Below are 12850 nucleotides of genomic sequence, written 5' to 3' on the forward strand. Positions count from 1 at the left end.
GCTAAAATCCTTATAGGTGATCGGTCGCCGGAGCCGGGATGATGTGCGGCGGCAGCGTGGCAAGCGCGCGGCGCGCGGCAAGGCGATCGGCGTTCAGGGGAATGTCGTAGGTCACACGCGCGCCGTAGGCGTTCGGCGCCTGAGGGTCGAGCCGAACCTTGTCGAACACCAGCAGCCGGGTGCCGAGATTGAAACCTTCCGACAGATCGTGGGTGACCATAAAGGCGGTGAGGCGGGTTTCCTGCCACAGCGCCAGCAGCAGCTGGTGCATATCTTTGCGAATGCCGGGGTCGAGCGCGCCGAACGGTTCATCCAGCAGCAGAATGCGCGGACGCATGATGAACGCCTGCGCAATGGCCAGGCGCTGTTGCATACCGCCGGACAGCTGGCCGGGGTATTTATCCAGCGCCTGTCCCAGCCCTACCCGCTGCAGCAGATGCGTCGCCTCTTCCCTGGCCCGGCGCTTGCGGCGTCCGAAGAAGCGGCCGATGACGCGGGTATGCAGCAGCTCCGGGCCGATGACCACGTTGTCCAGCACGTTCAGGTGCGGGAAGACCGAGTAACGCTGAAACACCACGCCCCGGCTGGCGTCGGGTTCATCCGCCAGCGGCCTGCCTTCCAGCAGCAGGCTGCCCCTGCTCGGTTTTTCCTGCCCCAGCAGCAAGCGCAGAAACGTCGACTTGCCGCACCCGGATGCGCCCACCATGGTGCAGAATTCCCCTTCCTCGATGGAGAGGTTCAGGCGTTCCAGCACCACATGGTCGCCGTACTCCTGCCAGATATTGTTGATTTGAATAAAACTCATCCTTTGTCCCCCGCGGACCAGGGGAAAAAGTATCGGTTGAGACGTCTTAAGGCGTAGTCCATCAGCCAGGCCAGCAGCGTGATCCACACCACGTAAGGCAGGATCACGTCCATGGCCATATAGCGGCGCACCAGGAATATCCGATAACCCAGGCCCGCGGTGGCCGAAATGGCCTCGGCGGAGATCAGGAACAGCCAGGCGGAGCCCAGCATCAGGCGCAGTGAAACCAGCAGACGCGACAGCAACTGGGGCAGCACCACCCTGAGCACCAGCGTCCAGCTATTGGCGCCCAGCGTTTGCGCCTTGATCAGCAGTTCGGGGGGGATTTCGCGGGCGCGCTGTTCGAGATCGCGCGCCAGTACCGGCGTGATGCCGATAACGATCAGCATCACTTTCGACAGCTCATCCAGGCCGAAAACGATAAACAGAATCGGCAGTATCGCCAGCGGCGGGATCATCGACAGCACGGTCATCAGCGGGGACAGCGGCGCCCTGAACAGCGGGAATACCCCGGCGGCGATGCCGAGGCACAGCCCCGCCAGCGAGGCGACGCCCAGTCCGATCGCCAGCCGGCTCAGGCTGGCCGCGGTGTCCGCCCACAGCAGATATTCGCCGCTGCGCCTGTCGGCGGTAAAGGCGACGCGTTCTATCGCCTCGACCATCTGCGCGGCGCTGGGCAGCAGCTTGTCGCTGGGGTTGTCCGCCAGCCGGACGGCCGAACTGGTGAAATAGAGGGCGATCAGCAGCGCAAACGGCAGCAGCATAAGCAGCAGCCGTCCGCCGAGACCCGGATGACGATTGATTAAACGCATGGCCATTCCCCGCGGTGGTTAGAGTTGCCCTGCGGCGGCCATCTGGGCAAAGGTGGCGTCAAAGCGCAGCTTCACGTTGTTTTCGTCGCCGATAATCGCCCCGCCGGGGAAGGCCATCCCCACCGCGTCGGCGCTGCGCGCGCCCTCGCCGAGCAGCCCTTTTTCATAGGAAAAATCCGCTACCCGCCGCATGGTTTTCGGCAGGTCGGCGCTGGTGACGAACCGTACGGCGTCAGCGGGGGCATGGAATAAATGGGTGGTTTTGAGCTGGGCCTGGTAGCCCGGCAGATCGGTTCCTGAAGCGCGCGCCATGGCCTCAAGCGCGGCGTTATCCCCCGCTTGCATCAGCGCCATGATTTCAAACCAGGCGCCGGTCAGGGCCTTGCCCAGCGCCGGGTTGTCGTTAAGCGTTTGGGTATTGACGACCAGCAGATCGATGATTTCGCCGGGGATCTGGCTGGAGCTGAACACTTCGGTGACGCTGGGAACGGCTTTGATGACGGAAAGCTGCGGGTTCCAGGCGCCGGCGGCCTGCACGCTGCCGGTGTTGAACGCGGCGACGATATCGGCGTCGGAGGTATTCACCACTTTGAGATCTTTTTCCGCCAGCCCGGCCTTCTCCAGCCCGCGCACCAGCAAATAGTGAGAAACGGAGAGTTCGGGCAGATTGATATTCAGCCCTTTCAGATCGGACAGCGTCTTGTTTTCGCCCTTTATGACGATGCCGTCATTGCCGTCGGAAAAGCTGCCGGCGAGCAGGGCGGTGGTATCGACCCCGCCCGCCGCGGGCATGGTCAGCGCATCCATATTGGTCATGGCGCAGCCGTCGAACTGGCCGGCGGTATACTGGTTGATCGACTCCACGTAGTCATTAAGCTGGGTGACTTTGATATCAATACCGTATTTTTTGGCCCACTTATCGATAATACCTTCGGTGCTGATATAGCCCCACGGCATCCAGCCCGCATAAATCGTCCAGCAGACGTTAAAGCTCTTTTTCGTTTCGGCGGCGGCGGAAAAGCTCAGCAGGGTCAGGAAGCAGGCGGTAAGGAAAGACTTTCTCATCAGGGTATCTCCAGTCAGGTTTACGGGTGCAGGAGCAGCAAAATACCTAGGGGTTTTAGGTTTGCTGTCTCCCGGGCTTTTATCCCGCCGTGTAACCTCGCTGGAGGTCGCCGGCTCTCGGACCAGTCATTCACCCGCGGTGAACCGGAACCCTAGCCAGCCATTATTTAGTGCGCTCAGACGTGTTAGTACTGTGCTGCCCTGTTTACTGGTTTAAGCAAGATATATACCAGTTTATAAATAAAACAAAAACAAAGAGTTAAGTCCTTCCTCCTGCTAAAAAGACCCTAAAAGAGTGCGCTTAAATCGCCGTCTGCCCGAAAAGAGGGCAATTTCTCCCCGTATGATCGTCTCTTGCGCCGGCTCGGGAAGAAGGGCGGGGTAAAGGTTGTCGCAGGCGCGCTTCTTTTTAGCGATCCTGGCGCGTGTCTTGCACCTGATAAATCGGGTAAGGTTGTGGGTGAACCCTGGGAGGGAAACTGCCGATGTTAAAACAAGCGCTGACCGATGAAGCGGCAAAAGGCCGTATCCGGCTGGATAATGAAGCGGCGATCCTGCTGGCGGCGGAGCATGTGTTCGCCCGGTTTGGCTTTAAGGGCGCCACCATGGCCTTGATCGCCGAGCAGGCGGATTTGCCCAAAGCCAATCTTCACTACTATTTCGGCAACAAGCGGAACCTCTATTTACGCGTGCTGGATGACATTTTGCATGACTGGCTGGCGCCGTTGGAGCATTTCCTGCCGCAGGCCGATCCGCGCGCGGTGATTGAGCAGTATGTGCGGCAAAAGATGGTGCTGGCTTTTGAGCGCCCCTATGCCTCGAAGCTGTTCGCCAATGAGATCCTGCAGGGCGCGCCGATGGTGCATGAGCTATTGCAAACGCAGCTGCATGATTTGGTCGCCGGCAAGGCCGCGGTGGTGGATGGCTGGGTCGCGCAGGGGCTGCTGCTGCCGCTGGACAGCAAACACTTCTTTTTCTCTATCTGGGCGATCACCCAGACCTATGCGGATTTTGATATCCAGATCGCCGCGGTGCTCGGCGAGGAGTCCCGCGCGCCGGATGCGCGGCAGCGGGCCGTCGCCCATGTGCTGACCAGCGTATTTAGAATGTGCGGCCTTACGGATAGATAGCGGCGTTCAGCCGTCATCACGCCGCCGCCGGAGACGCTGAAAAACGTTTCCCGGCGCTTATTTTCCCTCTGCCTGCTTTCTTCTTCCTCTCTTCGCCCTCAAGCCCGATATTGGCGCAATCATCGTTCATCTTGGAGACACTTGCACCGAAAAGAGGCGCAAAATCCGCCATCGTGAAAGCTTATGGCCGATTAACGCCTTGTTTTTAGCGCAATTGATGGCCGGCAAAAAAATGGCACATAAATCGCATGGTTAGAAGGGAAAACTTAACCATTTGGTCAAGATTTTTGGAACCAGCCAGAGGAGCATGCCGCATGAAAACGTCACCACCGCTCGGCGTCGATGCCGCGGGTATTCAGGCCGGGCGCTTAAGCGAGGCGCAGTACGCGGACAACTTTAGCGACAGCGTGGCGCCGCTGGGCAAAATTCAGGCGGTGATTGAGGCGGAACGTTGCTACTACTGCTACGACGCGCCCTGTACCCGTTCCTGCCCGGCGGATATCGACGTGCCGAGCTTTATTCATCGCATCGCGCAGGACAACGTACGCGGCGCGGCGCAGGCCATTCTGAGCGAAAACGTGCTGGGCGGCATGTGCGCCAGGGTGTGTCCCACCGAAACCCTGTGCGAACAGGCCTGCGTGCGTAATCAGCAGGACGGCAGGCCGGTACGCATCGGTCTGCTGCAACGTTACGCCACCGACGCCTATCTCTCCAATCCGGGAACGCCGCTGTTTAGCCGGGCGACCTCCAGCGGCAAAAAAGTGGCGGTGGTGGGCGCGGGCCCGGCGGGATTAACGGCGGCGCACCGGCTGGCGTGTCACGGTCATCACGTCGTGGTGTTCGACGCCCGGGAAAAACCGGGCGGGCTGAATGAGTATGGTCTGGCCGCCTACAAGACCACGGATGATTTCGCCCAGCGCGAAATTGCCTGGCTGCTGTCCATCGGCGGCATCGAACTGCGTCTTAACCACCGTCTGGGACAAGACATCACGCTGGATGCGCTGCGCGCCGATTATGACGCGGTTTTCCTCGCCATGGGGCTGGGCGGCGTCAACGCGTTGGGTATTGAAGAGGCGCCGCTGGAAGGCGTGCGCGAGGCGGTCGATTTTATCGCCGAGCTGCGCCAGGCGCCCCATCCCGCCGCGGTGGCGATAGGCCGCAGCGTGGTGGTGATTGGCGGCGGCATGACCGCCGTCGACGCCGCGGTGCAGGCCAAAAAGCTGGGCGCCCGTGAAGTCACCATGGCGTATCGCCGCGGCGCCGCGGAGATGAAAGCCTCGCCCCACGAACAGGAGTGGGCGAAAGCCAATGGCGTAGTTATCCGTCACTGGGCGGCCCCTCAGGCGCTCCACGCCGCGGACGGCCGCGTCGCGGCGGTTTCTTTTATGGTTATGCAGGCGCGGTCGGGGGCGCTGGTCGCCAGCGGGGAAACGTTCCGGCTGCCGGCCGATATGGTGCTCAAAGCCATCGGCCAGACCTATGACGCCGGCCTGACCGGCGCCGCGATTGCGCTGCAAGACGGGCGTATCGCCACCGACGAGCAGGGGCGCACGTCGGTGCCCGGCGTATGGGCCGGGGGCGACTGCTGCGCCGGTGGGCTGGACCTGACGGTGGACGCGGTACGGCAGGGCAAAGCGGCGGCGGCGTCGATAGACGCGCAGCTGCGCCCCGTTGCCCGTCACTCTTCACTGAACGAGCGGGAGGTGTTGCATGGCTGATATCAGCAGTAACTTTTTAGGGATTAAAAGCCCCAATCCTTTCTGGCTGGCTTCCGCCCCGCCGACGGACAAAGAGTACAACGTGGTGCGGGCGTTTGAGGCCGGCTGGGGCGGGGTAGTGTGGAAAACCCTGGGGCAGGATCCGCACGTGGTGAACGTCAACGGCCCGCGCTACAGCACCCTGCGCACCGCCGATCGCCGCATCATCGGCCTGAATAATATCGAGCTGATTACCGACCGGTCGCTGGATACCAATCTGGAAGAGATCGCCCGCGTCAAGCGCAACTGGCCGGACCGGGCGATGATCGTCTCCATTATGGTGCCCTGCGAGGAGGAGGCCTGGAAAAGCATTCTGCCGCTGGTGGAACAGACCGGGGCGGACGGCATCGAACTGAACTTCGGCTGTCCGCACGGCATGAGCGAGCGGGGCATGGGGGCGGCGGTGGGTCAGGTGCCGGAATACATCGCCATGGTCACCCGCTGGTGCAAGCAGTATTCCCGCCTGCCGACGATCGTCAAACTGACGCCGAATATCGCCGATATTCGCCAACCGGCGCGGGCGGCATTGCAGGGCGGCGCCGACGCGGTATCGCTGATCAACACCATCAACTCGGTGATGGGGGTGGATCTGGAACGGATGACCATCCACCCCAATACCGGCGGCAAAGGGTCGCACGGCGGCTACTGCGGCCCGGCGGTGAAGCCTATCGCGCTGAATATGGTGGCGGAAATCGCGCGCGACGAACCGACGCGCGCGTTGCCGATGTCCGGCATCGGCGGCATCGCCACCTGGCGCGATGCGGCAGAGTTTATTGCGCTGGGCTGCGGCACGGTGCAGGTGTGCACCGCGGTAATGGTGCACGGTTTTCAGATTGTGCGCGACATGGTGAGCGGCCTGTCCAACTTTATGGATGAGCAGGGCTACCGCACGCTGGAGGACTTCCGCGGGCGCGCCGTCGGCAGCGTCAGCGACTGGCGTTATCTCAACCTTAATCATATCGACAAGGCGGTGATTGACCAGTCGGCGTGCATTAAATGCGGGCGCTGTCACCTGGCCTGTGAGGATACCTCGCACCAGGCGATCACCAGTCTGAAAGAGGGCGAACGCCATTACGAGGTCAAGGAAGAGGAGTGCGTCGGCTGCAACCTGTGCGTCTCCATCTGTCCGGTTGAAAACTGCATTTCCATGCGCAGCCTGCAACCGGGAGAAGTGGATTTGCGTACCGGCAAGGTGGTGAGCGGGGAGTACGCCAACTGGACGACGCACCCGAATAATCCGCTGGCGGTAACGGCCGGAACCGTCTGAGTCGGCCTACCCCACCCCGACCCTCCCCTTTGCAGGGGAGGGAGTTGGCTCCTCCCCCTTGACAAGGGGGAGGCCGGGAGGGGGTGGCGGCAGGCATCGCCTGAGTAGTGTTTCACCCCACCCCGGCCCTTCGCAGGGGAGGGAGTTAGCTCCTCCCCCTGGCAAGGGGGAGGCCGGGAGGGGGCATTAGCGGCACCGCGCCTAACTTTATTAGCCAGCAATAACGAGGGGAACATGATGAGTCATAACCTGTTAATCAAAGGCGGTACGGTGGTCAATGCCGATCGGGAATTTCGCGCCGACGTGCTCTGCGCCGACGGCGTTATCGTGGCGGTGGGCGAAGATGCCGCCCGCGACGCGCCGGCCGGAACCGAGGTGATCGACGCCGGTGGGCAGTACGTAATGCCGGGCGGCATCGACCCGCATACCCATATGAATTTCCCCTTTATGGGAACGGTCACGGTGGATGATTTCTACAGCGGAACGGCGGCGGGGCTGGCGGGCGGCACCACCACCATTATCGATTTCGTTATCCCCAATCCGCAGCAGCCGCTGATGGAGGCTTATCGCAACTGGCGCGGCTGGGCGGAAAAGGCGGCGTCCGACTACAGTTTCCACGTCGCCATTACCTGGTGGGATGAGAGCGTGCACCGGGATATGGGCACGCTGGTGCGGGAAGAGGGCGTCAACAGCTTCAAGCACTTTATGGCCTATAAGAATGCCATCATGTGCGACGACGAGACGCTGATGAACAGCTTCCGCCGCTCGCTGGAGCTGGGGGCGATGCCGACCGTCCACGCCGAAAACGGCGAAATGGTCTTTTTGCTACAGCAGGAGATGATGAAGCGCGGCATCACCGGGCCGGAGGGGCATCCGCTGTCGCGTCCGCCGGAAGTGGAAGGGGAAGCGGCCAGCCGGGCGATTTCCATCGCCAACGTGCTGGGCGTGCCCATTTATGTGGTTCACGTTTCCTGTAGCGAGTCGGCGCAGGCCATCGCCCGCGCCCGGGCGCGCGGCCAGCGGGTTTACGGTGAAGTGCTGGCCGGTCACCTGGTGGTGGACGACAGCGTGTACCGCGATGCGGATTTCAATAAAGCCGCCGCCCATGTGATGAGTCCGCCGTTTCGTCCCAAAGGCCATCAGGAGGCGCTGTGGCGCGGATTACAGTCCGGCCAGTTGCACACCACCGCCACCGACCACTGTACCTTCTGCACCAGCCAGAAAGCCGCGGGCAGCGATAACTTCACCAAAATTCCCAACGGCTGCGGCGGCGTGGAGGAGCGTCTGGCGGTTATCTGGGACGCCGGCGTCAATAGCGGACGCCTGACGCCCAGCGAGTTCGTCGCCATTACCTCCGCCAATACCGCCCGCCTGTTCAATATCTACCCCCGCAAAGGCCGGGTTACGGTAGGGGCCGACGCCGATCTGGTGGTGTGGGATCCCCAGGGCAGTAAAACCCTGTCCGCCAAAACGCATCACTCGAAAAATGATTTCAACGTCTTTGAAGGCCGCACGGTGCGCGGCATTCCACGATATACGGTCAGCCAGGGGAAACTGGTGTGGGCCGACGGCGATCTGCGCGCCCGGCAAGGGGCGGGGCGCTATATCAAACGCCCGGCATTCAGCGCGGATTTCAGCGCCGGCGCCCTGCGGCAAAGCCTGCTGGCGCCGCAAGCCGTGGCGCGTTAAAGAACCTACCCGACAGCAAGACGGTGACGTCCACCCATGAGGAAATCTGTTATGAATAGCGAAGCGTTATCCGCAACAAAAAATAAAATCGATATCGCCGATCTGCGCGTTGACGGCGATCGCCTGTGGCAGTCGCTGATGGATCTGGCGGCGATCGGCGCCACGCCCAAAGGCGGCGTATGCCGCCTGACCCTGACGGACCTGGATCGTCAGGGTCGCGATCTGGTGGTGGGCTGGGGGAAAGCCGCCGGGCTGTCGGTTGAAATCGACAAGATCGGCAACGTGTTTATGCGTCGTCCCGGACGCAATAACGCCCTGCCGCCAATAGTGGCGGGCAGCCATATCGATACTCAGCCGACCGGCGGGAAATTCGACGGCAACTTTGGCGTGCTGGCGGCGCTGGAAGTGATCCGCACGCTTAACGACCGGAAGATAGAAACCGACGCGCCGGTGGAAATGGTGTTCTGGACCAATGAGGAAGGGTCGCGCTTTGTGCCGGTGATGATGGGCTCCGGCGTCTTTGCCGGCGTATTTCCGCTGGAGTATGCCTATGCCGCGCAGGACGCGGACGGTAAAAGCGTGGGGGATGAACTGAAGAAAATCGGCTATGCCGGTGCGCAAACGCCGGGCGACCACCCCATCGGCGCCTACTTTGAAGCGCATATCGAGCAGGGGCCGATTCTGGAAGATCGGGACGTTGACATCGGCGTGGTGCAGGCGGTGCTGGGGATTCGCTGGTATGACTGCGTGGTCACCGGGATGGAGTCGCACGCCGGGCCGACGCCGATGGCGCTGCGCAAGGACGCGTTGCAGGTTTCCACCCGCGTCATGCAGGAGGTTATCGCCATTGCCGACCGCTTTGCGCCGCACGGCCGCGGTACGGTGGGCATGGTGCAGGTCCATCCCAACAGCCGCAACGTGGTGCCGGGCAGCGTGAAGTTTTCCGTCGATTTCCGCAACCTTACCGATGCGCTGGTGGATGAGATGGATGCGGCGCTGAAAGCCTATCTCGCCACGCTGAGCGCGGAAACCGGGCTGGATATTCAACTGACCCAGGTATCGCAGTATCGCGCCGCGCCGTTCCATCCGCACTGTAAGGATGCGATACGCCGGGCGGCCGACACGCTGGGTTACTCCAATATCGACATCGTTTCCGGCGCGGGACACGACGCGGTGTATGTCGCTGAGCTGGCGCCGACGGGGATGATTTTTATTCCCTGTAAGGACGGCATCAGCCATAACGAGATTGAGTATTCATCACCCGAGCAGGTGACGGCCGGTGCGAACGTGTTGCTGCACGCGGTGCTGGAGACCGCCGGCGTGGTGGGGCGTTAGCGCCCGCCTTCGCGCATCGCCTTCTCAACCTCTTCCGCCAGAATGGCGATGCCGCGCGCAATGCTCTCCGGCTCCGGTACGTAGTTCATCCGCAGGCACTGATGCGCATGCGGCCAGGTCTGATCCAGCCCGGGGAAGAAATAGCGGCCGGGCACCATCAGCACGCCGCGTTTCTTCAGCCGCTGGTACAGCACTTCGGTGGTGATGGGTAAATCCTTAAACCATAACCACAGGAAAATGGCCCCTTCCGGCTTATGGATCAGACACTGCTCCGGCGACAGATAGCGCCGGATGGTGGCTATCGTTTCCGTTACGCGCCGTTGATAGAACGGGCGCACCACCTCATCGGACAGGCGCAGCAAATCGCCGCGCCGGATCATCTCGCAGGCGATCGACGGCCCGATCGCGCCCGGCGACAGGCTGATGATGCCGTTCATATTGCCGATGGCGGAAATCACCTTCTCGTCGGCGATAACAATACCGCAGCGCGAACCGGGCAGCCCCAGCTTGGACAGGCTCATACACAGAATAATGTTCGGGTTCCACAGCGGCGTCGCTTCGCTGAAAATAATGCCGGGGAAGGGAACGCCGTAGGCATTATCAATCAGCAGCGGAACGTTGTGCTGCTGCGCCAGAATATCCAGACGCATCAGCTCTTCGTCGGTCAGTACATTGCCGGTGGGGTTGGTGGGGCGGGAAACGCAGATCAGGCCGATATCGTCGGTAATCGACAGGTGATCAAAGTCGACGTGATATTTAAACTGCCCGTCCGCCAATAGCTCAATCTGCGGCCGAACGGAAACAAACATGTTTTCATCCAGCCCGGCATCCGCGTAACCGATGTATTCCGGCGCCAGCGGGAACAACACTTTGCGCAGGCTGCTATCGGCATGGCGTCCGGCAAAGAGATTGAATAAGTAGAAAAATGCGCTCTGGCTGCCGTTTGTCAGTGCAATATTCTGTGGTCCAATCTGCCAGCCAAACTCCTCGCGCAGCAGGTCGGCCAGGGCGCCGAGCAGGGCGTCTTTACCCTGCGGGCCGTCGTAATTGCATAAGGCGTCGGTTAATTTTCCCTGTTCCAGCATTTCCTGGCAGAGCTGCCGGAAATAGGCGTCCATCGCCGGAATGTGCGCCGGATTGCCGCCCCCCAGCATGATTGCCCCTGGCGTGCGAAGCCCCTCGTTCAGGTCATCCATTAGCTGGGTAATGCCCGCATGACGGGTAAATTTGTTGCCGAAAAGAGAAAAATTCATAGTTTGTCGATTGATGGTAATACATGAATGAGCGGCAACCATAGCGTTTGCGCCGCTATGGCGCAATGCGGCGCAAAGTTAATCGAATATCTATTGTTCTGATCTGTTTTTATTTGGCGGAATAAAATTCTGAGGCGGATCCTGGGTTAATTCATTCGATTAAAGCTGAATCGATATCAACTTTAACCGATCCATACGTTATTATTTTGTAATAAACATTACTTTTCCTAGCGTTATTGTGATCTGCATAGAATAAATTCATTGGCGAAATGCTATTTCCTCAACTGTTGATGGGTATCACATTCTGAAGCCGTACCGATTTGTAGTCTTGGTTGTGTAATAGCTAAATCAATTCAGCAAAAGGAACGACGAGATGAAAAAAGTACTGGCACTGGGCATTTCATTAGCGCTGACTTCATGGCAATTATCGGCTCAGACATTTGTGCTGACGGATGCTGAAGGCGGCGTGGAGCAAGGGAACTGGCAGATTGGCAGCGATGCGCTGAAGATTAAGGAGCGGCATTTCAGCATCGAGCAAAGCGTACTGCGCGGCGGGCGTCAGGAAGGCAGTAAAATCATCACCATCACCAGTCAGGACGGGTTGAAAATCGTACTTAGCCCGACGCGCGGCATGAATTTGCTGCATGTTACCGGGAAAGACGTTCGCCTGGGGTGGGATTCTCCGGTCGACGAGGTGGTGAACCCGAATACCATCAATCTGGAAAGTCGCGGCGGTGTGGGCTGGCTGGAAGGTTTCAATGAAATGATGGTGCGCTGCGGCTTTGAATGGACCGGCCATCCGGTGGTCGATAACGGCATGATTTACACCCTGCACGGTCGCGCCGGTAATACGCCCGCCTCGAAAGTGGTGGTGGACGTCAGCGAGAAAGCGCCTTATCAGATCACTGTGCGTGGTCTGCTAAAAGAGAACAGCTTTAAGAAATCGAACCTGGAAACCTGGACCGAGCTGCGTTACATCCCCGGCAGCGAATCGTTTACCGTGCATGACGTGTTGACCAACAAATCCGACTATGCGCGTGATTACCAGATTATTTATCACAGCAATTTCAGCACGCCGATTCTGGAACAGGGGGCGCGCTTTGTCGCGCCGGTGAAGGAGATTTCGCCGTTTAACGACTACGCCAAAGCGGGTCTGAAAGAGTGGCAAACCTATCAGGGGCCGACCAAAGACTTTGACGAAATGGTGTTTAACCTGACGCCGTATGCGGACAAGCAGGGGAAAACCCTGGCGGCGCTGGTCAACCGCGCCGGCGATAAAGGGGTCTCGATTGAGTTTGATACCCGTCAGCTGCCGGTACTGACGCTGTGGAAAAACACCGATACGGTAAAACAGGGCTACGTTACCGGCATTGAACCGGGCACCAGCTACGCCTATCCGGTAACCATTGAGCGCGAACAGGGACGGGTAAAACAGCTGCAGCCGGGACAGAGCACGGAGTTTGAACTGACCTACAGCCTGCTGAGCAGCACGGATGCGGTGCAAAAAACGGAACAAAAAGTGAAAGCGATTCAGGGCGACAACAAAACCACGCTGACGGAGAAGCCGATAGCCGTTGAATAACCGTTAGGACGCCTGCGGTGCCCTTATACCGCTTTGTCTGTCGCCGGGCAAAGCGGTTTCTTTATTTCGGTACAGTATGATTTCTTCACCACATGACAAAAAATGAACATTTCCTTTCCTGAGCAGGTGAGTCAGGTTAGCATTCGAGGCATGTT

Annotated in this window: 11 protein-coding genes and 1 riboswitch; of the genes, 6 read left to right on the forward strand and 5 right to left on the reverse strand. The window is 59.9% G+C overall.

Annotated elements, in window-relative coordinates; translation table 11 throughout:
- Window positions 1-10: 10 nt before the first annotated feature.
- The 3 genes from EH206_RS00370 to EH206_RS00380 are packed head-to-tail and all read right to left on the reverse strand — an operon-like array spanning window position 11 to window position 2682.
- Entirely contained in the window at window positions 11-805 is a 795-nt protein-coding gene (locus EH206_RS00370; RefSeq protein WP_009110857.1) for an ATP-binding cassette domain-containing protein, read from the reverse strand.
- Window positions 802-1617 (reverse strand): ABC transporter permease, encoded by an 816-nt coding sequence (locus EH206_RS00375; protein ID WP_009110858.1) that lies wholly within the window; start codon window positions 1615-1617, stop codon window positions 802-804. Before EH206_RS00375 ends, EH206_RS00370 begins: the two co-directional genes overlap by 4 nt.
- An 18-nt stretch (window positions 1618-1635) precedes the next feature.
- Window positions 1636-2682: a putative urea ABC transporter substrate-binding protein gene (locus tag EH206_RS00380; RefSeq protein WP_009110859.1), complete on the reverse strand. Its 1047-nt coding sequence runs from the start codon at window positions 2680-2682 to the stop codon at window positions 1636-1638.
- A gap of 66 nt (window positions 2683-2748) precedes the next feature.
- A riboswitch (guanidine-I (ykkC/yxkD leader) is annotated at window positions 2749-2849 on the reverse strand.
- Between the two features lie 318 nt (window positions 2850-3167).
- On the opposite strand from EH206_RS00380, the gene EH206_RS00385 reads away from it, so the two are divergent.
- Complete coding sequence (locus tag EH206_RS00385; RefSeq protein ID WP_009110860.1) at window positions 3168-3812, forward strand: TetR/AcrR family transcriptional regulator; 645 nt, start codon at window positions 3168-3170, stop codon at window positions 3810-3812.
- 16 nt (window positions 3813-3828) lie between these two features.
- Here EH206_RS00385 and EH206_RS22985 read toward each other — a convergent pair whose 3' ends face one another.
- Entirely contained in the window at window positions 3829-3984 is a 156-nt protein-coding gene (locus EH206_RS22985; protein ID WP_156803269.1) for a hypothetical protein, read from the reverse strand.
- A gap of 142 nt (window positions 3985-4126) precedes the next feature.
- On the opposite strand from EH206_RS22985, the gene EH206_RS00390 reads away from it, so the two are divergent.
- From EH206_RS00390 to EH206_RS00405, 4 genes are all read left to right on the forward strand, one after another.
- Window positions 4127-5530, forward strand: a complete 1404-nt coding sequence (locus EH206_RS00390) for an NAD(P)-dependent oxidoreductase (protein WP_009110861.1) — start codon at window positions 4127-4129, stop codon at window positions 5528-5530.
- Entirely contained in the window at window positions 5523-6836 is a 1314-nt protein-coding gene (preA, locus tag EH206_RS00395) for an NAD-dependent dihydropyrimidine dehydrogenase subunit PreA (RefSeq protein WP_009110862.1), read from the forward strand. The genes EH206_RS00390 and preA overlap by 8 nt, the downstream gene beginning before the upstream one ends.
- Before the next feature lie 234 nt (window positions 6837-7070).
- Window positions 7071-8525, forward strand: a complete 1455-nt coding sequence (gene hydA / locus EH206_RS00400) for a dihydropyrimidinase (RefSeq protein ID WP_232216558.1) — start codon at window positions 7071-7073, stop codon at window positions 8523-8525.
- 51 nt (window positions 8526-8576) lie between these two features.
- Window positions 8577-9860: a Zn-dependent hydrolase gene (locus tag EH206_RS00405; protein WP_009110864.1), complete on the forward strand. Its 1284-nt coding sequence runs from the start codon at window positions 8577-8579 to the stop codon at window positions 9858-9860.
- On the opposite strand, the gene EH206_RS00410 is transcribed toward EH206_RS00405, so the two are convergent.
- Entirely contained in the window at window positions 9857-11113 is a 1257-nt protein-coding gene (locus EH206_RS00410; protein ID WP_009110865.1) for a valine--pyruvate transaminase, read from the reverse strand. The two genes, EH206_RS00405 and EH206_RS00410, sit on opposite strands and share 4 nt — an antisense overlap.
- Before the next feature lie 373 nt (window positions 11114-11486).
- Here EH206_RS00410 and EH206_RS00415 point away from each other — a divergent pair, with 373 nt between their 5' ends.
- Window positions 11487-12695, forward strand: a complete 1209-nt coding sequence (locus tag EH206_RS00415; protein WP_009110866.1) for an aldose 1-epimerase family protein — start codon at window positions 11487-11489, stop codon at window positions 12693-12695.
- Window positions 12696-12850 lie beyond the last annotated feature (155 nt).

This window comes from Brenneria nigrifluens DSM 30175 = ATCC 13028, assembly GCF_005484965.1.
GTDB lineage: Bacteria > Pseudomonadota > Gammaproteobacteria > Enterobacterales > Enterobacteriaceae > Brenneria > Brenneria nigrifluens.